At 44.9% G+C, this 26,061-nt stretch carries 24 protein-coding genes; 5 read left to right on the plus strand and 19 right to left on the minus strand.

Annotation, left to right across the window (positions count from 1 at the left end; genetic code table 11):
- Window positions 1-151: 151 nt before the first annotated feature.
- Together MHI21_RS17530 and MHI21_RS17535 are read right to left on the minus strand one after the other, a co-directional pair.
- Window positions 152-1,030: a hypothetical protein gene (locus MHI21_RS17530; RefSeq protein WP_341163577.1), complete on the minus strand. Its 879-nt coding sequence runs from the start codon at window positions 1,028-1,030 to the stop codon at window positions 152-154.
- A gap of 213 nt (window positions 1,031-1,243) precedes the next feature.
- Complete coding sequence (locus MHI21_RS17535) at window positions 1,244-2,713, minus strand: hypothetical protein (protein WP_023989556.1); 1,470 nt, start codon at window positions 2,711-2,713, stop codon at window positions 1,244-1,246.
- A gap of 306 nt (window positions 2,714-3,019) precedes the next feature.
- On the opposite strand from MHI21_RS17535, the gene MHI21_RS17540 reads away from it, so the two are divergent.
- A complete protein-coding gene (locus MHI21_RS17540) occupies window positions 3,020-3,508 on the plus strand; it encodes a hypothetical protein (protein ID WP_322174667.1) in 489 nt (162 codons plus the stop codon).
- Between the two features lie 37 nt (window positions 3,509-3,545).
- Here the strand turns inward: MHI21_RS17540 and MHI21_RS17545 are convergent, their stop codons facing one another.
- Genes MHI21_RS17545 through MHI21_RS17555 form a run of 3 tightly spaced genes read right to left on the minus strand, consistent with a single transcriptional unit; the run spans window position 3,546 to window position 5,579 of the window.
- Entirely contained in the window at window positions 3,546-4,376 is an 831-nt protein-coding gene (locus MHI21_RS17545; RefSeq protein WP_342418602.1) for a siderophore biosynthesis protein, read from the minus strand.
- 10 nt (window positions 4,377-4,386) lie between these two features.
- Window positions 4,387-4,839, minus strand: coding sequence for an ATP-binding protein (locus MHI21_RS17550; RefSeq protein WP_328800410.1), 453 nt, complete (start codon window positions 4,837-4,839; stop codon window positions 4,387-4,389).
- Between the two features lie 2 nt (window positions 4,840-4,841).
- The gene (locus tag MHI21_RS17555; protein WP_342418603.1) at window positions 4,842-5,579 is read right to left on the minus strand and encodes a tRNA(His) guanylyltransferase Thg1 family protein; all 738 of its coding nucleotides are present in this window, start codon (window positions 5,577-5,579) and stop codon (window positions 4,842-4,844) included.
- Between the two features lie 245 nt (window positions 5,580-5,824).
- On the opposite strand from MHI21_RS17555, the gene MHI21_RS17560 reads away from it, so the two are divergent.
- The gene (locus tag MHI21_RS17560; protein WP_342418604.1) at window positions 5,825-6,253 is read left to right on the plus strand and encodes a DUF4395 domain-containing protein; all 429 of its coding nucleotides are present in this window, start codon (window positions 5,825-5,827) and stop codon (window positions 6,251-6,253) included.
- A 110-nt stretch (window positions 6,254-6,363) separates the two neighbouring features.
- Here the strand turns inward: MHI21_RS17560 and MHI21_RS17565 are convergent, their stop codons facing one another.
- Together MHI21_RS17565 and MHI21_RS17570 are read right to left on the minus strand one after the other, a co-directional pair.
- Window positions 6,364-6,711, minus strand: a complete 348-nt coding sequence (locus MHI21_RS17565; RefSeq protein ID WP_134903409.1) for a DUF2294 domain-containing protein — start codon at window positions 6,709-6,711, stop codon at window positions 6,364-6,366.
- A gap of 119 nt (window positions 6,712-6,830) precedes the next feature.
- Window positions 6,831-7,259, minus strand: a complete 429-nt coding sequence (locus tag MHI21_RS17570) for a MarR family transcriptional regulator (protein WP_165178509.1) — start codon at window positions 7,257-7,259, stop codon at window positions 6,831-6,833.
- Between the two features lie 156 nt (window positions 7,260-7,415).
- Here MHI21_RS17570 and MHI21_RS17575 point away from each other — a divergent pair, with 156 nt between their 5' ends.
- Complete coding sequence (locus MHI21_RS17575; RefSeq protein WP_342418605.1) at window positions 7,416-8,729, plus strand: amidohydrolase family protein; 1,314 nt, start codon at window positions 7,416-7,418, stop codon at window positions 8,727-8,729.
- Between the two features lie 236 nt (window positions 8,730-8,965).
- Here the strand turns inward: MHI21_RS17575 and MHI21_RS17580 are convergent, their stop codons facing one another.
- The 8 genes from MHI21_RS17580 to moaA form a co-directional block, all read right to left on the minus strand.
- Entirely contained in the window at window positions 8,966-10,501 is a 1,536-nt protein-coding gene (locus MHI21_RS17580; RefSeq protein WP_341163573.1) for a right-handed parallel beta-helix repeat-containing protein, read from the minus strand.
- A gap of 248 nt (window positions 10,502-10,749) precedes the next feature.
- Window positions 10,750-11,415: a molybdate ABC transporter permease subunit gene (gene modB, locus MHI21_RS17585; protein WP_341163572.1), complete on the minus strand. Its 666-nt coding sequence runs from the start codon at window positions 11,413-11,415 to the stop codon at window positions 10,750-10,752.
- A 27-nt stretch (window positions 11,416-11,442) separates the two neighbouring features.
- Window positions 11,443-12,264, minus strand: coding sequence for a molybdate ABC transporter substrate-binding protein (modA, locus tag MHI21_RS17590; protein ID WP_061829723.1), 822 nt, complete (start codon window positions 12,262-12,264; stop codon window positions 11,443-11,445).
- A gap of 102 nt (window positions 12,265-12,366) precedes the next feature.
- Entirely contained in the window at window positions 12,367-13,446 is a 1,080-nt protein-coding gene (locus MHI21_RS17595) for a thiazole biosynthesis adenylyltransferase ThiF (protein WP_342418606.1), read from the minus strand.
- Window positions 13,447-13,509: 63 nt separating this feature from the next.
- A complete protein-coding gene (locus tag MHI21_RS17600; RefSeq protein WP_342418607.1) occupies window positions 13,510-14,241 on the minus strand; it encodes a molybdenum cofactor biosynthesis protein MoaE in 732 nt (243 codons plus the stop codon).
- Window positions 14,242-14,296: 55 nt separating this feature from the next.
- Complete coding sequence (locus MHI21_RS17605; protein ID WP_342418608.1) at window positions 14,297-14,545, minus strand: MoaD/ThiS family protein; 249 nt, start codon at window positions 14,543-14,545, stop codon at window positions 14,297-14,299.
- 133 nt (window positions 14,546-14,678) lie between these two features.
- Window positions 14,679-15,491: a formate dehydrogenase accessory sulfurtransferase FdhD gene (fdhD, locus tag MHI21_RS17610; protein WP_165178516.1), complete on the minus strand. Its 813-nt coding sequence runs from the start codon at window positions 15,489-15,491 to the stop codon at window positions 14,679-14,681.
- Window positions 15,492-15,531: 40 nt separating this feature from the next.
- The gene (moaA, locus tag MHI21_RS17615) at window positions 15,532-16,545 is read right to left on the minus strand and encodes a GTP 3',8-cyclase MoaA (protein ID WP_165178517.1); all 1,014 of its coding nucleotides are present in this window, start codon (window positions 16,543-16,545) and stop codon (window positions 15,532-15,534) included.
- A gap of 640 nt (window positions 16,546-17,185) precedes the next feature.
- Here moaA and fdhF point away from each other — a divergent pair.
- Both fdhF and MHI21_RS17625 read left to right on the plus strand, forming a co-directional pair.
- Complete coding sequence (fdhF, locus tag MHI21_RS17620) at window positions 17,186-20,128, plus strand: formate dehydrogenase subunit alpha (protein ID WP_342418609.1); 2,943 nt, start codon at window positions 17,186-17,188, stop codon at window positions 20,126-20,128.
- A 12-nt stretch (window positions 20,129-20,140) separates the two neighbouring features.
- Window positions 20,141-20,623 carry a DUF1641 domain-containing protein gene (locus tag MHI21_RS17625; RefSeq protein ID WP_061829711.1) on the plus strand — a complete coding sequence of 161 codons (483 nt, stop codon included), beginning with the start codon at window positions 20,141-20,143 and terminating at the stop codon, window positions 20,621-20,623.
- 82 nt (window positions 20,624-20,705) lie between these two features.
- Here the strand turns inward: MHI21_RS17625 and MHI21_RS17630 are convergent, their stop codons facing one another.
- The 4 genes from MHI21_RS17630 to MHI21_RS17645 form a co-directional block, all read right to left on the minus strand.
- Window positions 20,706-21,059: a hypothetical protein gene (locus MHI21_RS17630; RefSeq protein ID WP_013311244.1), complete on the minus strand. Its 354-nt coding sequence runs from the start codon at window positions 21,057-21,059 to the stop codon at window positions 20,706-20,708.
- A gap of 164 nt (window positions 21,060-21,223) precedes the next feature.
- Complete coding sequence (gene kdgT / locus MHI21_RS17635; RefSeq protein WP_341163566.1) at window positions 21,224-22,225, minus strand: 2-keto-3-deoxygluconate transporter; 1,002 nt, start codon at window positions 22,223-22,225, stop codon at window positions 21,224-21,226.
- A 48-nt stretch (window positions 22,226-22,273) separates the two neighbouring features.
- Window positions 22,274-23,281, minus strand: coding sequence for a tripartite tricarboxylate transporter substrate binding protein (locus tag MHI21_RS17640; protein ID WP_023989574.1), 1,008 nt, complete (start codon window positions 23,279-23,281; stop codon window positions 22,274-22,276).
- Window positions 23,282-23,410: 129 nt separating this feature from the next.
- Entirely contained in the window at window positions 23,411-25,852 is a 2,442-nt protein-coding gene (locus tag MHI21_RS17645; protein WP_342418610.1) for an AraC family transcriptional regulator, read from the minus strand.
- Between the last annotated feature and the right edge of the window lie 209 nt (window positions 25,853-26,061).

Here is a 26,061-nt window from a genome sequence, read left to right on the forward strand (position 1 = left end):
AACTCGCTTCGGGTAAATAGAAAAAGCACCTCAAACGAAGGCGTTAATGCCTAGGTTTGAGGTGCTTCCTCTATATCACGAGTATGTTTTGAAGCTATTATACTTCGTTCCAAGCAGGATGTAAACAGAACTGACAAATTATTTGAAGATATTAATGAATCTGAACGCCCAAGTTCCGAAAAAATCCTCGCATATTCTGCATGTAAGAATCCTGAGTAGCGGAAGATTCCTTAAGAAGATTTTGCATACTGTTCATAAAAGCAGAAGCTGATGTCGTATCCGCTTTGTCAAACCGATTGTTTAGCGGTGTGTTATTGAGCAACTCTGCGTTCTGTCCCGTACGTTCCTTGTATTTCTCAATCCAATCGGGATGTTGAGGAACCTTTTGCGCAAAATTTAACAGTTGGCTCAGCCCATTTCCTCCACCTTTAATATCATTCATGTACGCAGTATATTTTTGAGGATCAACCTGCTTCATCACTTCCGACAGCTTGACATAATCCTCAGGAGCACCTGACGGACGATCTATTGGAGTCGTGTAGCTAATATCTCCGGTCTCTGGATCAGTGGATCGTGTCAAAGCAATACTAGCAATCTGGTTCATGGTTTCCAGAAACTCTTTGGCCTTGTCGCCTTCCATGTAATGATCGGCAATATACTTGGATTGAGTAACTCCCATCTCCAGCAGCACAGCTCGTTGACTCTCATCCGTTACTGTTCCGTCGACGATAAAATTAGATTCAATCATACTGTACACTGCATTAGACACTTCTTCTGGCTGACCTTCCAAAACCCGGTTTAATGAATCATTGATCTGTGTTGTACCGAAATACTTGGCAGCCTGTGATACAATAGCTCCTTCCGCCAACTGTCTACCGGCTTCACTAATCTCCACGGAGTCTTGAACTACCACTCTGGAGACCTGTTCTTCATGAAGCTGGGGTGGTGGAGCTTGCTTGCTTGTCGGATTGATCCGTAAGCTACTTGCATTAAGAATCGCTTGTTGTGCTCTAAGAGGTCCAAAATTCATTCTATTTCCTCCTGTCATGTTTGTAACAGGCAATCTAAGGCGTATGTATAGTGTAATGTGACCCTGTTTCTATATATATCGGACAAAGCATATATGGAATGAACATATGCTTTGTCCTAAAATTGAACAAATATTGAAACGAACTACTTTTGTTTCAGATATAAAATATTCAAGCAACAAGTTACCTTAAGTGTTAGCTTAATAACCCGTCCATCAGCCGCCATAAATACTATAGGCAAAGTGATATACAATATCTGTGTCTATAATCGAAGTACCTGACACCTGAACGGCTACCCCTGATAGATCATAGTAGTGTGTAAAACTGATGGCTCCAGACAGGTATTCCGCTATACTTCCAGTGGAAGATGGCAGGGAAAGAGTCACACTAAAGGCTCCATTCTGGTCCGTATAAGCTGTGCCTGTACGAGTACGATTTCCGCTGCTTTCAGTCCAGTTCTGATTCAACCAAGTCACATCAACAGGCGCATTTGCCACTGGATAACCATCAGTTGTCTTAACTACCCCCTTCACGGTAAGGTTGCTGCGTTGATTAACCCGATAATGACGACCATATGAGTAGTTCGGATAATCATTAGGACCATTAACAGAATCATAGCCGGTAATTTCAATTTTGCCAGCCCGAAGCACTGGCTTCAGTGTAAGTGTGTATAAATGATTGGGTGAATACTGATTGGTTGTGTACACTCGCACATAGTAGGTTCCTGTATTTAAGCTGACATTATGGTTCGTTTGCGGCAAAAGCGCCATTTGGTTTCCTGTAAGAGCTCCGTAGACTTCCGCTTTGTAGCCATAACCGTCCGAAACACTATCAAGCTTTACGTTCAAAGCATCATAATTGCGGCTGGCAGGGATCGTAACTTGGTACCAGTCATTATCAATGCCTGAATGAATGGAGCGTGAATTAAGCGATGAACCGCCCGTACTAAAGGTAAAGTTATAGGCATGGAAAGCACTCTCATCTGGTTCATATGCATCGTAGCTGGAGCTTGTATCGACCGTTAGATAGAAAGGATCATTGATGCTGGAACCCTTTTTGGCATGAACAGCAATCGCATATGCCTTTTCATATCCGGTAGCGTTACGGGTTCCTACGTTCTCAGGAAGTGAGGCAGCCCCCTGTTCATAATTGTTAAAATAAGTACCATAGGTGGATGCGTCAATGGCATTAGGATTAATGTCACCTGTCGTCATATCAAACTCATATAAGTATAAGTCATAGTCAAGCTGGGCTGAAAATGGACCATCCAACTGGGACTGCAACAATTCACCAGGCTGCAAATAGATCGGATATAAAAATTGTGTGCCTCCCTCTTGCGTAATCGTACCGGAATACGTAGCAGAGGAAACTGTGGCTGATGCAGCCATTGGGTTTGCTTTCAGCGAAGAAATGGGTTCCCTTTTCAATGATGTTGTCTCTGGTGTCTTGAAGTTGAGATTTTCTTGCATGACATAAACCGAAGACGTAACGTTGTCTGGCTTGTCTGCTCGCGTTAAACGCTTAATCACGTCTTCATTTCCAGTTGTTAGCTGAATATCGGATTCCACTTTAATCGCTTGATCCGATGTAGCCTCCGTACTTTCACTCGCATTCGCAGTCATTCCGAAAGCAAACAGGAGCATCATGCTTAACATCACTGCAATAGCCTTTTTGAACCTCTTCATACTGAAATCCCCTCTCAAATGGTTTAAGGAATTCCCGCTATCCCCGGATAAACCAGGGCGATTTCTAGGCTGTATGGCTCTATCATAATACATTATTGGTTCAAATGGAATATACTTCTTAAAACATTCTTATTTGTAATTCCATGTGAATAGGTTTAGGTTAATCAACTTAATTTTGACACTATTTTACCATAAAAATCCTACCATTCTCTTATTTATACGATATAATCAAATAATATGGATAGTTCTTTAAGACTATTAAATAAATCGAATTACCCATAACATACATAAAAAAGGGGAATACAGATGAAAAAACTTAGCGTGTTTATGTTAGTATTATGTTGCTTCTCCATTTTGGCAGCCTGCTCTACCGATCCGATAAAAAAAGATTTAATCACGTATGTAAATGATGGAATGCTTCCTTTGGCACAAGATGAAAAAGCAGTTACTGATAAGTATGAAGCTGTGACTGGAGATAACTTTACAGATGATGTTACACTATATAATGCTTTAAAAGACGATATCATCCCGGAATACACCAAATTTGTTGATAAGTTAGAAGCTGTAAAGACGGAAACTCCTGAGGTAAGAGCCGTCCACGAAACCTACATCAAGGCCGCTAGTACTCAAAAGGAAGCCTTCATTAAGATGCTCGATGCATTGGATAAACAGGATCTGAACTTAATCAATGAAAGTAACACTAAGCTCAGCGAAGGTAGAAAGCTATTCAGAGATTTTGGTGAACAGGTCAACACACTTGCCAAAGAGCATGATGTGGAGATGAATAAGAAATAAATATTAAAACTCCCTTGATGGGAGTTTTTTTATATACTTATGAATATTCGAAGCAAATTACCGCTTTACTTAATTCTTGGTCGTAAAATAAATAGACGGTATCCGCCCCACATGCTTGAAAATAATATCCGGTAATGGAACCGATATAGGTAAAAGTCTCACCATTGGGACGCTTAGGCACATGAAGCAAATTGGTTTGCTCGAACTGTAGCATCTCTTCCAGAGATTCGTCATATTCCTTCATGTAACTTTGAGCCTTGTCAGACTGAAAAGCGATATCCTCCAAAATACCGTTAACTTCTGGGAAACTCAGTCCCCAACCACTGGATTGCTTTTCCTCAAAATCACGGGTGAGCTCTTCCACAGTCTTTTTGGCCTCCCCAAAGGAGGAATATGGATAAATTTTATTGTTTTCCAGGAAAAATGCTTTGCGAGCTTGGTAGTCTTGTTCATTAGCCATGTACACCTGTTCCAGTCCGTCCAACGCCATGACTTCTCTCTTCATACGTAGGTACGCTTTATCCCCGGTAGACTTTAGCGCTTCATAGGTAGCTTCCAATTGCTCTTTCTGATGAAGACTAAAATAATTCCAGTCTGTTTCGAATTTGTATTTGCCGTCAATTACATCGAAACCCAGCATATCTTCCTTGGTATATGAGGTATGAAATTGCTGAGTATTTTCACCCACACAGCCTTCGTATATTTCTTTTACGGAAACAAAATGCAGCCACTCGTCCTGCTCCGGGAATAAAAACTGAAGATTAATCGAGCAAATCGGCAGAAAGTGCTTGCGATGATGTTCAAGATTGCTGGCAAATACGTCCTCGTATGCTGGAAAACGTTTGATGAATCTCTCAGGTATGTTCATGGTACTCCCCCTATATTGTATGGTTTTCCGGCAGCCTTCTGATCTGAAACGTTCCTTCAATGGAAATCACACTATAGAGTTCATCAAATCCTTCTTCGTAGCTTGGGACCTCTAGTTTACTCATTACACTTTTAATACCGATCTCAGGAATATACTCTTTGCCTGTACGCTGCCCATTACGCTTAATAGATTCTGCAAAATCGGGCTCAAAATAGTAGCCAATAATTTTAAATCCCTTATTTTTACAAGCATCTATATATTTCTTCCGTTCTATAACAGTGGCATTTGTATTGTCTACAACAAAGCGCTGCATGGTTTCGATGGAGGCTTGTAGATAAATATTTTCCCTATTCCGTGTTTTAAGCATATCAAGGTTTATTCGCATATGTGTTTTGAAGAAATATTCTATATAAAATGTCGACTTGCCCGAAGCCTGAATTCCTATAAAAATGACACACTCCAAATCTACACACCCTTGTCCAAGTATACATATTGGTTAATATAATCTCTATTTTGTGAAAAAATCGGTGTCTCATGATCAACATCCCACTTGCTTCTGACGGCTTCGCCTTTGTTGTACTGCTGCTTAGTAATGCAAATTCCCCGCTTTTGCCAGACCGGAAGATCGTTCCAGTTTAGCTCTTTTTCCACAAAAAGCTTGTCTTGTAGCTGATTTCCGTTCAATCCTTCTAGTTCTGAATGCCTGAAATGGGCTTGAGCTACCATAGAAATGCTATTTTTAGTAGCATCTTGTTGTCTCCATAGAAAGTAGTTTGTAACCTCATCCTGGGGCAAAACCCATGCTCTCGCATCAAAAGTGGCTAAAGGCTGACATGGGTAAACCTTTTGGATTTCCTCATTAAATTTGGCTGTAGCCAGCGAGGCAGATATGGACACCATCTTTTGAAGATTATTTTCAAACCAGGATTGCGTCGTTAATTTATCATCATTCGTAAGAAGCAGTGAGATTTCATCGCTCTGTTGATACACCAATTTACATCCCATAATGTTATAGGCCAAATATTTACACGTCTCCCATAATGCAAAAATTAGTTTCTCATCAAAAGGCTTCGTCATCCCCCGTGTAAAGGTATGAAAATGCGCACCATCAATTCTGATGATTACGGGTAAACGGCGTGGTAGGCTTAATCTATAGGCATTTTCATATTCCTTCATCCTATTTCCAAAATCATTTTTTTTCATAAACTATGTAGGTTCCTTTCCTGATCCGTGATTTACGTACGCAGTAAAACAATGTATATCTTTCCCAATAGACGCTATAAGAATTGTAACAAATTGACTTATACATCGCTAGGAATTAAGCAAGACAAAAAAACTTAGCAGATGGACTTGCAGAGTCTTTCATTTTTTCTTGGTATCTATTCCCCAAATGTTAGGCTATAATAATTTCAGTTTTACTTTATTCCGATATGAAAAGGACGATATATATGAGCCAAAATCCATCTTCCATTCCGCGTCCGTTAGTCAGGGCTAATCAATGGGTAATTGTTTTATCTGTAGTTTTCACTTGGATCACAGGGGGATATGGGGTGCTAGTTATTCCTCTTATCGCGGGGTTGCTCGGCGTCCTTTTTAACTTCAATCCGGTAATGCGGATAGCCAAGCTTTTCTTGAAGAAAAGCCCCTCCTCGTATATGCAGGAGGACCGAGAGCAGCAAAGGTTTAATCAGCTTCTTGCCGTCTTTTTTCTGTTGGTCGCTTGGGTAGGATTTATGCTCCAGTGGAGTATTGTCGCTTATGTATTCTCGGCCATGGTCCTGGTGGCGGCCTTGGTGGCTATCCTTGGTTTTTGCATAGGATGTTTTGTTCTCTACCAATGGTCCCAATATCAATATCGAAGAAGAAAAAACGTGTAAACAGAAAAAACTCTCTATTCATTCCATTTCAATTAGGACATCGTTAATTAAATCGAGGGTGTAGCCGAACTCTCCAACAATATGGATGCTATATCGGTTCCGCGTTCTTTTTATTTTGCGGTAATATTATCTTCAAATACAAAAACGGAGATGGCTATATCTTCCTCCACTTTAATATCTGAAAAGAGGTGCAGCAGCCGGGAACCCATGTAATCTTCCAGTTCTTTATTGAAGTGTGTGGGATATATTTTTTGAACCATTTTGGTTCGAGCTGCATGTACCATCTCTTTACCGGATTCTTCTTGTGCCAGAAACTTTTCGGATGGGGTTAAATTTCCATACAGCATTGTGATGGCCATATTATCTACAAAGGTTGTATGTATGCGCTCCGGGCCTTTCCCAAACAGCTCTTTACGTACTTTTCGAATAATTTCGTTAAAACCCGTTTCCCTTCTCATATCGCACCGCTCTCCTAAAATCTACTAAAATCCCTATTACTATATCCATCATAACCGATTCCTCTCCTATAAAACAGAGACTAGCGAAAGTGATTTTTGGAACATGATTTTATCTAAAATTATAAGCGTTCATTAATTTTGAGTAACATTTCCTCTAAAATTTTCTTCTCCTCTTCAGTCAGGGCTTGAACAATTTCGTCCTCCACCTTTTGAAAAGAGTCGCTAAAAGCTTCAATCAATTCAATGGCTTTTGGTAAAACATAAATATTTTTTTGCCGCTCATTATTGGCCGGGATTTTGCGCTCGATGAATCCTTTTTGCTCAAGACCTTGAAGTATGCTTGTAATGCTGGCTCCGCGCAGATGAAACCGATCGGCCAGATCCTTCTGAATTAAATTATTTTCTTGATTCTCGTAGATATATCTAATCATTTTTCCTTGTTGAGCATTTAATCCCAACTCTTTTATGCTCTCGTCCGCTCTTTTCTTTAACTTAAGACCAATAATCTGAAACAAATCCAGATAAACCGTATCCTTTTGGGTTTTCATAATCGTACCTCCTCAAATTATTAGAAGTCTAATTGTCAGTAAATAAACTATATAAATCTCTAAACTGTTTGTCAAACGAAAATTAGTTTATTGACAGTTATAAAGCTAATAGTTAGAATTCTAAGTGTTTAAAACTGACCACTAAGGAGGAACGACATGAAGAATGTAACTCAAAGCAGCTCTACAGTAGAAAAAGTTACAGCGATTACGAATGTACGTATTTTCGATGGAGAAAAAGTTATTGAGCCCAGAAATGTTGTCATCCATGGGGAAACCATTATTTCGGTAGGCGGAGACCTTCCGACGCATGCAACGATCATCGATGGGGAAAATGCGACATTATTGCCTGGCCTGATTGATGCGCATGTCCACACTTCAATCGGTGGGTTACGAGATGCTTTAAAATTCGGCGTCACGACAGAACTCGAAATGAACGGCAGTTTTACAGAAAGAGGGCGCAAGATCCAGTTGAAAAACGTGAATGACGTCGCCGAAGTCCGTTCCGCCGGCACAGCGATCACTGCTCCAGGTGGTCATCCGGATGAATTATTGCAGGATGAGGATGAAATTCCTGAGTTCGTATTAAAGGAATTGGAGAAGTTACCCAAGGAAGACCGGGAAGCTATGCTAGCCGCCTACGCTCACGATCACGAAAAAGTGCCCCAAGTGACGACAGTGGAAGAAGCGATCAAACATGTGCATACCCAAGTGGAGAGTGGCGCCGACTTTATTAAAATCATGATTGAAGAAGGGACGGTCTTGGGTGCCCCTGGACTGCCTATTTTAAGCGACGAGATTTTAAAAGCAGCCGTGGCAGAAGCCCATAAGCTCGATAAAATAGTCATAGCTCACGTCTTGACGGCTCACTCTTCGCAAACCGCCATCGATATGGGAGTCGACGGATTGGGTCACTTATTTCTCGACAGGCCCGAATACACATCTGAGTTGGTGAAATCCATAGCGGATTCAGACGCATTTGTTATACCGTGCTTGGTATTGAACTCATCCATTCTGGGGAATCCGGCATCAGAATTGGCGAATGATCCACGTGTTTATTCCAAATTAAGTCCGGAATGGATCGATATTTTGAACTCAAGCTTCCATACTTTCCCGCAAGGCATTTTGGAGAATAGCTTTAAAAATGTGATGGATCTTCACCGTGCCGGTGTGGATATTCTGGTCGGGACGGATGTCGCCCCCGTTCCTGTTCCCAATCTTGGCGGCCTCGCTCATGGAGCCAGCGTTCATCATGAAATGCAATTACTGGTTGAGGCCGGATTTACTCCCATAGAAGCGCTTCAGTCGGCTACCGCGAAACCGGCCCGTTGCTTTGGGCTTAACGATCGCGGCTGTATTGCCGAAGGTTCGCTTGCTGATCTTATACTAGTAAACGGTGATCCGACAACCAACATCTCGGATACTTTGTCGATCAAATCCGTATGGTTAAAAGGTGTGCAACAACTATGTTAATCGGAGCCTATCGAACAGGAACAACTTTCTAATCTCATTTGTATGACTTCCATTTTTACTTTCCGAGGATAGCTTAATCTTGTTGCCAACGCAAAAACACCTTCAAGGTTATCCCCATATCTTACGACATGGGGTTTCACTTTGAAGGTGTTTTAATTGCAAGGAACATTGTAAAAATGTACAAACAGTGACCCCAAATACTTTCGCCATGCACTGTTTGTCATAAAATATAGGACTTACTCGTAAGCACCGATGTTCACAGCGGCTCCCTGTACTCTTGGCTTCCCGTCGATATCCAGTGTTCCAATGATGGCACGTTCCGTGTTCCCGGCATCGATCGCAGGTGACGAAGACTGCAAATGGAAGTCGCTGTTCGCGGCATTCACGAATTTAGGATCGGCAAATAGAGAATGCGTATCGTTGCCGGTCCCCGATTTGTACGTGGAGAAACCTGTATATTCTTTATTTCTCCAGATCCAGTTGGCTTCCGAGCTGCCGCTCGGAGCAAAATATAAATTATAATCCACAACATTGCCGGAATTTTTGGTGTATCCATTGGAGATCAGCATATCCGTGGAGCTGGCCACGAAAATATTGTTTTTGATCACGTTGTTTCGCGTATCATATTGAACCAAAAGCTGACCGCTTCCGTCGTCAAACGTATCGTTCTTGTATAGTGTATTGTTCACGATCTTGCAGTTTACCGTGGAGCCACGCTCCTCATTGTAACCGCCCATGGCAATGCCGGTCAGTCGGTTGTTATATATCACGTTGCTGCGGACCGTAATATTACTGGTTGCTTTACCGGCGTGCTCAGAGGCAATTTCGACGCCGATATCGTTGTTGTAGCTGTAGTTCTGCTCAATAATGCTGTCCTTGCCTCCATCTACATAAATGCCGCCTGCCGAGTTGTCATCGCTCTTGTAAGATGGGTTATTTTGAACTGAATTATTATACACCCGATTGCCCTTCACCAACCCGTTCCGCGCCTGATCGTAAGCGGTATTCGGCGCAGTTCCCTCAAAGCCGATCAAATCAATCCCGATGTTGTCATTATCGTGAATGAGGTTGTTGGTCGCCACAAAGCCATCCACGTTGCCGTTTAAAACGAGCGATTCGCTGGAGCCCAGCACGAGATTGTACAGCTCATTGCCGCTGATCGTAAGGTCGTGAATCGAAGCCGGAGCTTTCGTGCCGTAAACAGCGATACCATGAGCATCCCGACCCAGCCGATCTTTGCCGGTCGGGGTGACCGTGTTTTTGATGTCATGGATTTTGTTGTTGGACAGATTAATGAAGCCGCCCGAACCGTGGACATAAATTCCTACAGGCACCACGTTCTTGGAAGCAGTGGTAAAATTGCGGATTTCAAACCCCTGAACAGTAACGTAATTGACATCGGACAGTTCGATCAGCCCTTCGTTCCCGCTGACCGAAAGTCCGCTGCCATCAATAATGGCGGTCTCTGTCCCATAGTTGGTGAACACAATGGGACCCTGCGAAGCGGAGCCAGAGCGGGTAATCTTTAATTTCTGCTTGTACACGCCGCCTCGGACGTAAACCGTGCTGCCCGCAGGAGCCACGTCGGCCGCGTGCTGCAACGTCTTCCACGGCGCGTCGCTCGTTCCTGCGTTGGAGTCGCTGCCGCTCGTGGCCACATAATATTCTGTACCGGCCGCGGAAGCGGCGGGAGGTTGCACATTTCCGGCCACCAGACCAAGTCCGAAAGCCATGGCTAAGCCTACCAGAAACATTTGCCCGAATTTCTTCATGTTCCTCATCCCCCTTTGTTTTCCTTGTAAATTGTACCATAATTCCACTAAATCTGTTCTATGGCATCGGCCATTAGTGCAACCTGATCCGCGATATCAAGGACCGGGAGGTCACCGTAATCGCTGTCGAAAGAAACAAGAAACCCTGCGTTTTAGTAATCGCAGGGTTTCTTGGTGATCTAAGCTGCTCTATAACGTTGCCGTAGCTGCCCTATCGGCAGACTGTGCATGTTCTTACTCCAGACGGACTACTCCTTTACCAGTCGATTAGAAAGCATCAACATGATAAAAGAGAATAAAATGATGACGGCTACCCAGCTCCAGGAGAGTGTCATATTTCCGACCTCGGACGCAGTGTAAATTGCTGTAGGCAGAGTTTGGGTCTGTTCAGGAATATTACCTGCAAGCATCAACGTAGCGCCAAATTCCCCTAACCCTCGGGCAAATCCGAGAATATATCCTGAAATGAGCGGTCGATAGGCAAGGGGCATCGTAATGTGGCGAAACACTTGCCATTCGTTGGCACCTTGCGCACGTGCAGCCTGCTCTACCTCCGGGTCTACAGCTTCAAATCCTGCTTTAATCGTACGGTAAGCCAGTGGAAAAGCAACAACTACGGCCGCCACCACTGCAGCTCCCCACGTAAATACAATCGTCTGCTCGAACAGGCTTTCGAAGGCTGTGCCGATCCAGCTTTTCCTTCCCAGCAAGATGAGCAAAATAAAGCCGACAACAGTGGGAGGCAAAACGAGCGGAAGAAGTAGGACGGTCTCGATCACGCTGGTTCCCCTCCGCGGCGTGCAGTTCGCCATCATTCGCGCTACCACAGTAGCTAATAAAAAGACGATGATGCTGGCGACGACAGCGACTTTAACAGATACGATAACCGGAGGAAGAAAAGCTGACCAATCCAACGGGACCCCCTCCTTTAGCTGTGAATTCTATTTTCCCGTCATTTCTGTAGGGGCTGAAAATCCATCTTTACTGAACACACTCATTGCTTCATCTGTCCGTAGAAAATCAAGAAACTCGCCTGCTTCCTGGCTATGTTTGGTTGCTTTTACAATGCCTTCAGGATACAGGATGGGTGCATGCAATTCCTCGGGCACTTCCAGTGCTATGACCGTTTTATCGGATGATTTGGCATCCGTTAGATAGACGAGTCCTGCATCGGCGTTGCCTGTTTCAACATAATTTAATACCTGTCTTACGTCCTTGGCGAATACCATCTTAGGTTCCAGCTTGTCCCATAGTCCAGCCTTCGTTAACGATTCTTTGGAATACTGTCCGGCGGGAACGGTAGTAGGCTCCCCAACAGCCACTTTCAGGAAAGAAGGACCCATCAGGTCATTGAGCGTAATGCTTTTGTTATCTGTGCTTTTCGCCTTATCTTGCGGAATAACCACAACCAGTTTATTTTGAAGCAGCACGTTATCCTTTTCCACCAATGAAGCATCGGTTAATGCCTTCATTTGCTTCATGCCTGCCGAAATAAATACGTCAGCGGGTGCGCCTTGCTCAATTTGTTTTTGTAATGTACCGGATGAAGCGTAGTTAAAGGTAAGTTTGATATCTGGGTGCTGTTTCTCATACTGGCCTTTGAGCGTATTCAGACTATCTTGAAGACTTGCAGCGGCAGATACAACTAGTTCTGTCTTGGGTGCGGACTGTGCCGATTGTACAGCAGCCGGAGACGAGCAGCCCGCCAGAACCCATGCCAACAATCCAACGAACGTGAATATGTACCCAAATTTCTTTTTCAACTTGTTTTTCCCCTATCCTATAAATTCCAAAATGAGATGACGAAATGTGATAGCGAAAATAAGGAAACATTGTACATCTCATAACGGGTCGAATCTATTGGGTCAACCCAAATATTTGTGATAAATCGATCTCGCCTCGGCGATGTCCTTCGTGCCATGAATTAAGACGCGTCCATCCTGAAAAAGAACGATTCGATGCGTTCCGATAACAACGGATACCAGGTATGGATTATGCTCCACCTTGCCCCCCTGACGGGATAACAAACGTGCCGCTTCATTCAGATCACGTACAGTACCCGGGGCAGGGCGGATTTGAACCGTATCTCGTCCGCACAAGACAGCCGTTTTAGCCTGATGCTCCGATTGTAAAAAAGGATACACTGGGTGCTCACCACACGTTGGGCAATCGGCTTTCTTCATGGCGCTGATTTGAATCGCCTGATGCTGATTGTTCCACAGATCGAAAGAAATCAGCTTATTTTGCAAAGCCGAATCGTCCCCGGTGAGCAGCTTCAATGCTTCGGCGCTTTGATAAGCGGCCACCATCTGTACAGCCGGGCTAATCACACCGACCGTATCACAGGTCGCACCGCCAAGCGGTACGGTCCCGAGCAGGCAATGCAGGCACGGTGTCTGCCCTGGCACGATGGTAAAGGTTGTCCCATAGCTGCCCACACACGCTCCATAAATCCAGGGAATTCGGTGCTTGACCGCATAATCGTTCATAAGCAGACGTGTATCGAAATTATCGGTGGCATCTACGATAAGATCCACTCCTGCTGCGATATCGTCGATTTCCTCCAGCGAGACGTCCCGGACTAGCGCACGAATGTCCACGTCCGAATTGATTTGCTGCAATCGCTTCTGCGCGGCCACTGCCTTGGGGATCTGACCACGGGCATCCGCTTCGTCATAGAGCTGTTGGCGCTGCAAATTGCTCCAATCTACATAATCACGGTCTACCAACGTCAGCCGTCCGATGCCCGCTCGCACCAGCATGTCAGCATTGGCAGTGCCCAGTGCGCCGGCCCCCACCATCAGCACGTGCTTACTACGGATATTTTGCTGGCCTGTCGGTCCAATTTTCGAGAATAATTCCTGTCTAGAATAACGGGCATGAGACGTATGCGCATGTGCTTGTGCAGCAACTTCCATTTTCTGGATCTTGTCCATTTCTGACATCGTTGATTTACGCCCCCATACTTATCCATTGATAGCTACAAGTTGATTAGACAAGCTAAAAGTTCAAATGTCCTCGCCCTTATGCGAAAGCTTTGGAGTATTTTGAGGATTCCAGCCACCCAGCTGATGCCCCTTCCATTCTGAGCCATCCTCCCACACTTCCTTTTTCCAAATCGGTACGATTTGCTTTAACCGTTCAATGGCATGGCGGCTGGCTTCGTAGCAAGTATCGCGGTGTGCAGCAGAGACAGCAATCACCACACTCGTCTCTCCAATTCTTACTGTGCCAAGCCGATGTGTAATCGCAGTACGTGTAGAAGGCCAACGCTCTGCAATTTCGTCACCAATCTGCTTCATTGTGTTCATGGCCATCGGGACATACGCCTCATATTCAAGCAGCACCGTTCGTTGACCTTGCGTAAATTCCCGAGTCGTACCATTGAAGGTCAGCGAAGCGCCATGAGAAGGGTCGAGCACCTTTGAGGTTACTTCATCGGCATCAATCGGGTCGTACGTAATGGCAAATAAGCCACATTTTGAAACGACCGTCTCCATCCCGGGTGCTGACTGATGAAGAGCAATTGTATCTGATGGAAGCACAAGTTCATCTGGAGAAGCCAACTTTTTATGATGGGTAAAAAAAGAACCTGGCAGTTGTGAAGTCACTTCCGGGTACAGCTCATTCAGCCTTTTTCGAATGTCTGCAATGGTCACCGCTTCCTGTGAAAGTTCTACCGTGATCACATCACCAAGTTGCTCCGCCATACCTACGAATAGCTGAATACGGTATTGCATATGATCTGCCCCCTTGCACCTATTCTATCGAATTCATCTATTCTATTAATAGAATTTACCCTCCTGAAACCGGAGGAATAATCGCAATCTCATCATGGATACTTACGAGGTCCTCAGGAGAGGCGTAGGCTTGATTTCTGGCAACAAAAGAACCTTGCAACTGGGCTGCTGCTTCAGGGAAACATTCGGATAGCAAGTCTTTTAACGCGGCAACGCTCATCGTTTCTTGATCAGTAGGCACCGTGATTATAGGCCCTCCCATTTGTTCCGCAAGTCCGGCAAATACTTGAATATGATAGTTCATTTAACATACCCTCCTTTTCAGTACAGTGACTGTCCACCACATATGTACCAAGAAAAACCAACATGAATGAATACCCCGAAAGGTTTTATTCCATGCTGGTTAACTATGACGGTGTACAATGAGGATTTGTATATTATATTTTAGATTCAACCAGTTCATCAATCCGCTCGGTGTGCGTATATACATTCAGAGAATGACTGCGTATAAAGCCGACGGTTGTAATTCCCAGATCCTCAGCCAACTCAAGTGCAAGCTCTGTGGGAGCTGACTTGGACAACACAACTTCACAGCCAATCTTCGCAACCTTCAACAAAATTTCAGACGAAATGCGCCCGCTGAATACTATGATTTTGTCTTGTAATACAATATCATGTTTTAGGCAATGCCCATAGATTTTATCCAGCGCATTGTGTCGGCCGATATCTATTCTGGACAGGATCATCCCGTCTTTATCGCACAACGCTGCATTATGAACACCACCGGTCTCTTGGAACGTAAGTGCCGAGCTTTGCATTAAATTCATCAAGCGGAAACAATCGTCAAAAGACAGCGTAACATGGGTGTCATTCATTCTTTTTGCCACTTTGGCATCATTCATAAAATAAAAGCCCTGTCTGCTTTTTCCGCAGCAGGAGGTAATGTACCGTTTGGAATGAAAGTTTTGATAAAACTCATTCATTCGACGGGTTTTAATATGAACAAAACCTTCTTTTTCCTGAACCCAAATATCTTCAATATCATCGTACCGTTGAATGACGCCTTCAGAGGCCAAAAAACCTACTGCCATATCCTCCACATACTCTGGTGTACAAACCATGGTAGCAAATTCCTGCTGATTGATTTTGATGGTCACCGGATGCTCCGTCACCACAGTGTCTTCAAAACGCTTGATCTGACCGTCACGATAACGTAGAATCTCACGTTTTACCTCAGCTGGCTTTTCCATGTGCTCCACTCCCTTGTTTCTGACAGGCGGGCTCTTCGGCTCACCCGCCGATGTGTGACATTTCAATTTTAGACGTTGCTTGCTGTGTATGATTCAGTCGTTCCTCTGAATAGCGGTCGGTACGTTCTCTCCAAACACGCTCAATGTAAGCTTTAATCTCGTCATCGGACTGTTCGGAACGCAGCATCGCGCGAAGCTTGTACCCTTGAGAGGCAAACAGGCACGTGTACAAGGAGCCTTCAGCAGAAATTCTCGCTCGTGTACATGTGGAGCAGAAGGCGTCCGTAACAGACGAAATAATGCCGATTTCCCCTTCTCTGTCCTGATACCTGTAGCGCGTCGCCACCTCACCTTTGTACTGGGGTGGAACAGGCTCTAACGGCATATGCTCATGAATGGCTTCGATGATCTGCTGCTTGGAAACGACCTGATCCAATTTCCAGCCATTGGTGTTGCCTACATCCATAAACTCAACAAAACGTAAAATATGCTTTTTCTTTTGGAAATAGTCAGCCATGGGAACAATATCCTGATCGTTAAAGCCCTTTTGCACGACCATATTTATTTTCACCTGCATCCCTGCTTGAGCGGCAGCCTCAATACCATCCAGCACCGCCTTTACACTGCTTCTGCCCCCGTTCATTTGGCGGAACCGATCATCATCGAGCGAATCCAGACTAACCGTCACTCTTTTCAGTCCCGCCTCTCGCAGTGCTACAGCATATTTAGGCAAAAATACGCCGTTTGTCGTCATTGCAATATCTTCAACGCCATCGAGTTGAGTTAACGAATGAATAAGCAAGGACAAATTTTTCCTCAGCAACGGCTCACCACCAGTAATACGCAACTTCGTAACGCCCAGCGAGACAAAAATACGGGAAAGGCGCGTAATTTCCTCAAAGGTCAATATTTTTTCTTTTGGCAAAAACGGATAGTCATGGCCAAATATTTCTTCCGGCATACAATATCGGCACCGAAAATTACATCGGTCTATGACGGATATTCTTAAGTCCCGTAACGGACGATTCCATTGATCGTCGCTCCGGTTCGCCATCCTGTTCACCTCAATCCGTCTTCATTAATAAAACTCTTTACACTCTAAATTGGAACGGCATTTCCATTCATTTTATACTGAACCAAAAAACCGGCATCACAACAACTTCTTCGCTTATGAATATCGAAGAATCTGCTAAATGCCGGTTAATTTATCTACATCAGGATTTTACGAATCCCACTTCATGTGATATAGAAAAATCAAACTAACAAGCGCTGCGACAAATAAAATATACGCGGTTCCCACGCACACTCCATTTACGATTGCTCTGAAATAGATTACATTCCTATTGTTAGCAATCCTGGAACGTTTGTCAATGATTTTTCGATTTCTCAAACGATAATCATTATCAATTAAAAAATTAATAATGTACCGTTGAACTATCTTAAATTTTACGTTATAGTTACACGAGATAACATGCAGAAAATGACATATCTAAGTTATTCAGAAGTTATTGATATACAGACGGTGCGTACTGTTTGTTATTAATACATATTCAAATGGCGGATTGGCCTCCAGGACCTAGAGCTTGGTCACTACTCCACCATAAACACAAGTGCTGAAACACGAGCACTTGTGTTTATGGTGGAGTTTTTTTATTCCTAATTTTTAAATTTAAAATCTGAAAGGAGCCTGAACCGTGACTGATAGTACGATCAAAATTACATTAAACGGACAGGAACTGAAAACGAAGAACAGCGCAACGATCCTTGAAGTGATTAACGAAAACAACATCGCTCATCCCCAGCTGTGTTACGTTCCCGAAGTCGATCCGATCCGCACCTGTGACACATGTATCGTGGAAGTGGACGGAAAACTTATGCGTTCCTGCTCAACACTGGCTTCGGATGGAATGAATATTCATTTACACTCGGATCGCGCGAAAGCAGCTCAAACCGAGGCTATGGACCGATTGCTAGAAAATCATCTCCTCTACTGCACAGTGTGCGATAACAACAACGGTAATTGTACTTTGCATAATACAGCAGAGCTTATGGAGATTGAACATCAAAAATATCCGTATCAACCGAAAGTTGACCCGGCAGAAGTAGATATGTCTCATCCCTTCTATCGATATGACCCCAATCAATGTATTGCATGCGGCCAATGCGTAGAGGTATGCCAAAACCTTCAGGTCAATGAAACGCTGTCCCTCGACTGGGAAGCTGAACGCCCTCGCGTCATATGGGATGACAGGGTTGCGATTAATGATTCCTCCTGCGTCAGCTGCGGTCAGTGTGTAACCGTCTGCCCATGCAATGCCTTGATGGAGAAATCTATGCTGGGAGAAGCAGGCTTCATGAGTGGCGTGAACAAGGATTTATTAAATCCGATGGTGGATTTAATAAAGGAAGTGGAGCCGGGCTATAGTGGGATTTTTGCTATTTCCGAAGTCGAAGCAGCAATGCGTGAAACCCGTACGAAAAAAACGAAAACCGTCTGTACGTTTTGCGGTGTAGGTTGCAGCTTTGAGGTTTGGACCAAAGGCCGCAAAATTTTGAAGGTACAACCTACCTCTGAGGGACCTGTTAACGGTATCTCGACATGCGTAAAAGGGAAATTTGGCTGGGATTTTGTGAACAGCGATCAGCGTTTGACCTCCCCTTTAATTCGTCAAGGTGACGAATTTGTGGAAGCTACCTGGGAAGAAGCCTTGAGCCTGATGGCCAGCAAAATGGGAACTATTCAAGAAACTTACGGCGGTGAGGCACTCGGCTTTATTTCTTCGTCCAAATTTACCAATGAAGAAAACTATTTGATGCAAAAGTTGGCTCGTCAGGTCTTCCAAACGAATAACGTCGATAATTGCTCACGGTATTGCCAATCTCCTGCGTCATGGGGGCTGCAATACACCGGAGGCATCGGTGGGGACAGCGGTACGATTAAAGACATTGCCAAAGCAGGTTTGGTCATGCTGGTCGGTTGCGCGCCGGGAGAAGGACATCCAGTGCTGGCTACTCGTATCAAACGTGCGCATAAGCTGCACGGTCAAAAGTTGATCTCGGTCGACCTGCGCAAGCATGAAATGGCAGAACGCGCAGATCTGTTCATTCGTCCGAAGCAAGGTACTGATTATGTATGGTTATCCGCTGTAGCCAAATACATCATTGAGCAAAACTGGCATGATGCAAAATTCATTGAAGAGCATGTAAACTTCTATCCTGAATATTTGAAGTTGCTAGATCGTTTCACCCTGGAATTTGCCGAACAGGAAACTGGTATTTCCAAAGAGACACTGATTCAGGTAGCGACTATGATTCACGAAGCCGACGGCACTGCCATTTGCTGGGGCATGGGTGTGACGCAAAACATCGCAGGCTCTTACACTTCGATTGCAATTGCCAACCTACTGCTGGTGACTGGAAACTTTATGCGTCCGGGTGCAGGCGCATATCCGCTTCGCGGACATAACAATGTTCAGGGTGCTGCCGATATGGGTACAATGCCGGATATTTTCCCGGGCTATCAGCCCGTGACGAACGATGTCGTTCGTGCCAAGTTCGAAGCGGCCTACGGCGTACAAATTCCAGGTCAACGCGGACTAGACAACATTCAGATGCTGGAAGCTATTGAAACAGGTAAGCTCAAAGCGATGTATATCGCTGGAGAAGAGATGGCATGGGTGGATGCCGACTCCAACCATACCCAAGAAATGCTGGCGAATTTGGATTTCCTTGTCGTTCAGGATGTATTTTTGAGCAAAACAGCTGAATTCGCCGATGTCATTTTGCCAGCCGTACCTTCACTCGAAAAAGACGGAACCTTTACGAACACCGAACGTCGTGTCCAGCGTTTATATGAAGCACTCCGCCCTATGGGAGACAGTAAACCGGATTGGTGGATTTTCAGCCAATTTGCCAAGCACATGGGATTTGATTGGGATTACAGCCATCCAAGTGAAATTTTCGAGGAAATGGCGTCGCTCACTCCATTTTTCTCCCAATGTAATTATGACGTATTGGAAGGCTGGAACAGCTTCCACTGGGGATCGCCGGATGGTAGCAATACACCGCTGCTGCACAGCAACGGCTTTAACTTTCCGGATAAAAAAGCGCGATTGGGACTTTTCGAATATGTACCACCGAAAGAGTACCCCGTTGAATTCGATTTGACCTTAAATAATGGTCGACTGCTCGAACAGTTTCATGAAGGAAATATGACGACCAAATCAGCGGGTATTCAGCTCAAACTTCCAAAAGTATTTGTGGAAGTGTCACCTGAATTGGCTGAGGAGCGCGGAATCACTAATGGATCGCTGGTTCGATTGGAATCCCCTTATGGTGCGGTCAAGCTACGCGTTCTGGTTACAGACCGGGTGCAGGGAACTGAAATTTATGTGCCGATGCACTCTACCAGCCATGATGGTGCGGTCAATCTGTTAACTGGTGGAGCGTTCGATGTGGTCACCCGTACACCGGCCTATAAACAAGCCAAAGTACGGATGCAAATTTTGGAGGTAGACGGTCAAAATCCACTACCACGTATCAATCCGCGTTACAAAAAGCGTCATCCGCAAAATGGGGTTGAAGTGGACCGTAAGTGGAATCGTCCCGGTTACGTCGATTTAGTGGATCAAAAATAAGGAGGTCAAGCCGTGGCTAAGCCTATTTCAATTGTGAGAAAACGCATTTTGACAGAAGAAGAACGGCAAAAACAATCGCTGGATCAGCTTACTGCTGATTTGGCGGACAATGGGGCGGCATTGCAGAAGACACTTGAAATCGTACGTGAGCTGCACGATAGTGGTCTTCTCGAAGCAGCTCAGTCTATGCTAAAGGCTAAAGAAAGCATCGCCAAAATCGCTGTAGGACAAGCGACGCGTAAGCCTGTGACGAACATCATCAATAATCTCATGGGAGCAGCAGGGATGCTGTCTGAGGTAGACCCCGAGCTGATGAAAAAGCTGGCAAACAGCGTTACTAATGGCCTGAACGAAGCCGATAAACATCTAAAGCAGAATAAAAAGACTCGTCTGCGCGATCTTATGAAGGCGATGAATGATCCAGATGTAAACCGGGCAATGGGATTTGGCATTCATTTTCTCAAAGGAGTAGGAAAAAGTTTGTCTGATAAATAGCTCATAGAGCGTGAAGATGGAAGACTAGTAACAACAGACAATAAAAAGAGCTGGCTCCGAAAACGGGGGCAGCTCTTTTTATTTATTTTTTATCCACCTGCAATAGCGTCACCGTTTTAAGAGAAACGGCATCTTTTATTTGCTCCTCTGCGATGACCTTGAGCTTAAGCAAACTGGCAATCTTCGACGTATCCGGCTTGGAAAACAAGCGCCATAGCTGCGGATCAGGCAGTGAATCATACAGCTTTGTATGATCGTATTCCTTGCGGTGCTGCTGTATAATCTTGACTCGGTAGTTGCCAATTTCCCAATCTGATACTTCCTGCTGTGCACAATGTGCGGTAATGTCATTACGCAAATCAGTCAGTTCACCTTCAATTTCTTTTTGCTTTTGCTTTAACTGGTAGTAGCGACGCACCTTGTTTTCCAATCCCATCACGCTCCTCTGCTTACATATGTATGTTTGCAGAAGCGTTTTAGGACAAGTTTTTTGATGTTAGGATTGAAGGCATAACTGCAAAAGCATTTCCCGGGTAATGGAAAGATCCATAAGTTGAGAGCATCATCATCCAAACTTTATTTCAGGATTTTGCAAAATCCTCATTTAGGTACATTCGCCCCTGGATTTACAGGTCCTGCTCCTTGGGATTTCCCCTTACGCTTCATATAATTGGCCCAGTATGCCGTCAGAATAGGTACTAAAATCGAGGTCACAATGACCGAAGCAGCAACTAAGGCCGTTGCAGATTGCGCTACAGGCAGAAACTCAGGCTTGATGTTGGCCACAATGACTGGATTGGCTACTGCTGCACCTGCTGTACTGGAGGCTGCAATCCCTGCTGTACCGTTGCCACCACCGATATATTTATCAGCCAAAATCAGCGGAATACCTGTAACGATAATGACAAAAATACCTAATAAAATACCAAGCATACCTGTCTGGACAATGACACTCAGGTCAATGGAACAACCAAGTGCAAAACCGAAAAATGGAATCAAAGCTTGCGTTGCGTTCCCAAAATATTTTCGGAAATCATGATCCAGATTGCCCAACATAAATCCGACCAAAAATGGTAATACCGCTCCCACAAATGTTTGCGGTTCAAAAACGGCCAGCCCGGTGCTACCCAAAATAATCATGGTCACCAACGGACCCGATTCCAGTGACATCAGTACAAATGCTCCTGCCTCTTCCTTGGAGCCATACTGCTGCATAATGGAGGCGTATAACCCGCCGTTCGTCATATCCATAGCCGAGATCAGCGCCAGCACCGACAAACCTGCAAATAGTCCACTTTCTACACCACCAACAGGCAGCAATCTGGATGCAATGATCGCCACTACCCACGCAACCGCGATTTTAGTCAATACGAGCGTTCCTGATTTACGCAATACAGTACCCGTCGCTCGCACATCTATAGAAGCACCCATACAAAAAAACCACACTGCTAAAATGGGTACCGTACCTGTCATCAGCCCCTTGGTAAAAGATCCAAAATAGTCGCCTGCCCATGGAGTAAATGTATGAAAAAGTGCGCCAATAAACAGCGGCACCAGCATAATGCCCCCTGGAATTTTATCAATGTTTTGTTTGATTTTCATTACTTCGTTCAACCCTTTCGTTTTTGCCAATGCAAAAACAAGGCTGTATTACTTGCGGCTCAAGCCGAGCTCGGGAATCAGTCTTGCGAAGGTATCATGACTCTCCTTCAGTTGCTGCGCGAATGCCTCTGCATCCTGGACACGCAATCCCAACCCATGCTTACGCATTTCCTCCCTGAATTCCTCGTCTTTCGTCCCCTTGATCAGTGCATCCGTCAGCGTTTGAGCAACTTCATCCGGTGTATCCTTGGGTACAGCCAGCCCTCTCCAAGTACCGATAAAATGTACACGCAGCCCAGTGGCTTGTTGTAGTGTCGGCACTTTTGGAAACGCTTCCGAAATAGTGTCTGCCTGGATCGCCAGTATGCGAAGTTTCCCTTCGTCCACGTATTTCTTCACTTCTGCGGGACTGACGGGTACAGCATCCACAAATCCGCTCATCAAAGCGGAGACGGCTGGGCCTGCTCCCTCATAAGGGATATGGGTAAAGCGGACTCCGCTTTTCTGCTCCAGCATTGCGGCAGCAAGGTGCCATATGCTCCCCGTGCCTGCATTCCCCATTTTGAGCTTGCCGGGATGGGCCCCAGCATCCTCCAGAAATGCCTCCGCTGTCTTCCATGGTGCATCCGCCCGGACCGTAATGGCGGAAGGGTCCATATTGGTTTGAAGCAGCGGCTTAAATCGCTCATAGGTGAGCGGTAGCAGTCCCAAATGAGGCAACGTAGTCAGCTCAGCGACCAGATACGTTACGGTATAACCGTCCGCCTGCGCCTCAGCCCCTTCCATCAGCCCGACAGAACCGCCTCCCCCCGTTCGATTAACGACGATGATCGGCTGACCGAGATGCTTTTCGGCGGCTTTCGCCAACGCTCTCGCGGTAATATCTGTACCGCCTCCGGCTGCATAAGGAACGACGAGTGTTATTGGCTTCGTAGGAAATATACGGCTGTGATCCTGCAAGGTGCGGTGATCCACATATTCACTGATACTCAAGGCAGAAAGCATAGCTACTCCCGCCGCAACCAGCACATATTTTTGCCATGGCTTTTTCTTCATTACGTTTCCTCTTCTCCAAAAATGAACTGGGCCCGTCATGCGCCCGTTTTCACCTCCAACGTTTTCGGTCTTGTTGTTTGCGTTTACATGAAGTCAATGTACCGCAACGTGGAGGGCTACAGCTATCGCTTAATCTTCGTATTTATCTTCTATTTCGCCAAAGTATCGACCTTTTGACCGATCTGCATATTCATTGGAAGATTTGCTGATTTGTCTGAATTTCCCTGGGGTCACTTGTTTGTGCTTGCGGAATACCCGGATAAAGCTGTTCTCATTTCGGTATCCGACCTGTTCTGCAATTTCACCGATTTTCAAATGGGTTTCACATAGTAATGTGCATGCCTTTTTTACGCGTAATCCAGTCAAATAATCGTAAACAGTGGTCCCCGTTTCTTCCTTGAACATACTGCTCACTGAGGACACGCTCATGTGAACATGATCCGCAATTTCCTGAAGCCCGATGTTCAAATGCAAATGATGTTCCATATATTCGATCATCTCTTGTACACGCACAAAATCTTTGGACTGGATGCGGCCGTTCCATTTTTCTTCAATATCAGTCAACATAATGACCAGCAATACCTCAATGTCTTGAAGGTCTAGCGTCAGAATCTGATTCCAGTGGTAATCAGCAAGCTGATCCGGCGGCGTCACACTCTGAGTGGCACACCATTTTAGCAAATCTTCCAGCAATTCATGAACAAACAAGTAGACCTGAGCTGGGGATGTTCTGTGGAGTCGAAGTTCTTCTACCCAGTGTCTGATTAGCTTTACACTTGCACCATGTTCCTGTGACTCCAGGGCACGAATCATTTCCACACGCCGATTGTCCAGCAATGTTGAATCCTGAATCTGCTCCTTTGACTGTTCATCCACTGTGTTATCCTTTTTCACACTTATGCTGCTGTCTATATTCGTATATGAACGTCCATACCCCTCATACAAACGCAAATTAAGGGCCTCTTTTCCTTTTATAAAAGACGCCCGTGCCTCTCGAATATCCGTGACCATATGACCAATTCCTATAGAAATGGTCAAAGGAAGATACTCACCGACAACCTGAATCAGCCTATCCACGCTTTTGTGAAGCAAAATGCTCTCTTGGAGGTCAGTCTCTGTACCAACTTCATTCGAACTCTCGCTGAACTGTAGCAGCACAATAAAACCACTTTCCTCCTCCGGCGAGCATACTGCTTTCCAGTGAGGTTCGAGCATCTCTAGCAAAATATTGTTCAGCGCATACTTGAGCAGCATTTTATCTTCTTCTGGAAAGCTTGCGGCCCACGCAGAATACCGGTCAATGGACACGATCATGACAAACAAAGAATTGTCGTCCCAATCGGAAAAATACTGTTCCCATTTCATACGCATTTCCTGTATGCCCATTCTACGCTGGATGACATCTTCCATATATTTGGAACGCAGCTCCGGCAAGCTTCGCTCAACCACCAATGATTTGCGGTGAAACTCTCCAACCAGTTTGCTAATCACAGATTCCAGGTCATACAATCCTCCTTGGCGCGTTCCCTTATTGCCCGAATTTAATAGGCTATTAATTTTCTTCATGGGGCGAAAAGCTGCATAATTGTAATAGTAAACTGCTGAGCACCCAGCCAGTATGGAGATAAAGGCAAGCCACAGCATCATATTGCGCGCCAGCTTTACATTTTTCAGCAGCTTGTCCATCGGAACGAGCGATACTAGACGCCAGCCCGTTACATCAGAAAAGGTTTGGTTCGCCATATATTCCATGTCCCCTATCTCCACATAAGCATAGGGGCTCACATCCAGCTCTTTCAAAATCCTGCCCATATCATTTAAGGGTAAGGACGATCTCAGCTTGGGATAGATCAACTCGCCGTCCAGATCATACACGTATTGCGAGTTGGATAAATGAATATATAGTTTGGAAAAAAAACGATCGTAATCCAGATTGATTAGCACCGCACCCATGACCCGACCATTCTCTACTATGGGCCTGGCCAGCGAAAGCAGCTCTACCGTCCCCTGCTCACGATCGGTGCCGTACCATCTCCGCTTAATCAACAACGGCTTTTTTTGAATGTCCTGAATCCAGGGAACCCATGTGGTATCCGGTGCCTGCTTCCAATCAGGCATGTAACCATAATTGCTGGATACGAGAGCATGATTGTCCAAAGAAATAACTTCAACCGAATAAATTTCTTCGTGCGAAGAAAGGGTTTTCAAGTATTTCTGAAGCCGATCTATGACGGAGGCCTTGTCTTCCAGCGATTCCCCATCTGTTTGGACACGTACAAAGGCCTCTACGTCTGGATGATATGCTGCGTCCAGCGCCTTGTTATCAGACTCACGAAAAGCCCGATTGGTCACATCCAGATTGATTTGCAGCAATTCTATATTGGGTGTGTTCAGCTCGGTATCCAAACCTTCACGGTATCGTGAATACGATAGCAAGCCGATCACGCTAATTACAAGCGACACGCACAGAGTGAGCAGTAGAATCAATCTTGTCTGTTTATTTTTCAATATCAATCGAAGCTTAAGTCGCAACATTCCCGTAACTTCATCCTTCCGGACTTCGTTGTCCATCTTCCTCTTGCCAATATACGTGGTGACATATTCTCCCTAAATCTATTTGACGTAAGAGTTGGAATTCCCTGCCTATGTATATCAAACTTAATATAAGGATTCATATAAAAAAGAAGAAGCCTCCCTGTACTGTATAAGGTAGAACTCCTTCTTTGGCACTGCTTGTATCATTATTCAGCAAAAACAGATACTCGCTGCACAGGTTTTAG

It is taken from the genome of Paenibacillus sp. FSL H8-0168 (assembly GCF_038592955.1).
Classification (GTDB): Bacteria; Bacillota; Bacilli; order Paenibacillales; family Paenibacillaceae; genus Paenibacillus; species Paenibacillus polymyxa_B.

Coding starts and splice junctions, on each gene's coding strand:
- MHI21_RS17605 (WP_342418608.1), bottom strand. CDS start 14,545: ATGAACTATCATATTCAAGTATTTGCCGGACTTGCGGAACAAATGGGA.
- MHI21_RS17545 (WP_342418602.1), bottom strand. CDS start 4,376: ATGAACATACCTGAGAGATTCATCAAACGTTTTCCAGCATACGAGGAC.
- MHI21_RS17630 (WP_013311244.1), bottom strand. CDS start 21,059: ATGGGATTGGAAAACAAGGTGCGTCGCTACTACCAGTTAAAGCAAAAG.
- MHI21_RS17565 (WP_134903409.1), bottom strand. CDS start 6,711: ATGAGAAGGGAAACGGGTTTTAACGAAATTATTCGAAAAGTACGTAAA.
- MHI21_RS17535 (WP_023989556.1), bottom strand. CDS start 2,713: ATGAAGAGGTTCAAAAAGGCTATTGCAGTGATGTTAAGCATGATGCTC.
- MHI21_RS17575 (WP_342418605.1), top strand. CDS start 7,416: ATGAAGAATGTAACTCAAAGCAGCTCTACAGTAGAAAAAGTTACAGCG.
- moaA (WP_165178517.1), bottom strand. CDS start 16,545: ATGGCGAACCGGAGCGACGATCAATGGAATCGTCCGTTACGGGACTTA.
- MHI21_RS17530 (WP_341163577.1), bottom strand. CDS start 1,030: ATGAATTTTGGACCTCTTAGAGCACAACAAGCGATTCTTAATGCAAGT.
- MHI21_RS17600 (WP_342418607.1), bottom strand. CDS start 14,241: ATGCAATACCGTATTCAGCTATTCGTAGGTATGGCGGAGCAACTTGGT.
- MHI21_RS17570 (WP_165178509.1), bottom strand. CDS start 7,259: ATGAAAACCCAAAAGGATACGGTTTATCTGGATTTGTTTCAGATTATT.
- MHI21_RS17640 (WP_023989574.1), bottom strand. CDS start 23,281: ATGAAGAAAAAGCCATGGCAAAAATATGTGCTGGTTGCGGCGGGAGTA.
- MHI21_RS17555 (WP_342418603.1), bottom strand. CDS start 5,579: ATGAAAAAAAATGATTTTGGAAATAGGATGAAGGAATATGAAAATGCC.
- MHI21_RS17580 (WP_341163573.1), bottom strand. CDS start 10,501: ATGAAGAAATTCGGGCAAATGTTTCTGGTAGGCTTAGCCATGGCTTTC.
- MHI21_RS17560 (WP_342418604.1), top strand. CDS start 5,825: ATGAGCCAAAATCCATCTTCCATTCCGCGTCCGTTAGTCAGGGCTAAT.
- fdhD (WP_165178516.1), bottom strand. CDS start 15,491: ATGGAAAAGCCAGCTGAGGTAAAACGTGAGATTCTACGTTATCGTGAC.
- MHI21_RS17645 (WP_342418610.1), bottom strand. CDS start 25,852: ATGGACAACGAAGTCCGGAAGGATGAAGTTACGGGAATGTTGCGACTT.
- MHI21_RS17595 (WP_342418606.1), bottom strand. CDS start 13,446: ATGTCAGAAATGGACAAGATCCAGAAAATGGAAGTTGCTGCACAAGCA.
- MHI21_RS17540 (WP_322174667.1), top strand. CDS start 3,020: ATGAAAAAACTTAGCGTGTTTATGTTAGTATTATGTTGCTTCTCCATT.
- kdgT (WP_341163566.1), bottom strand. CDS start 22,225: ATGAAAATCAAACAAAACATTGATAAAATTCCAGGGGGCATTATGCTG.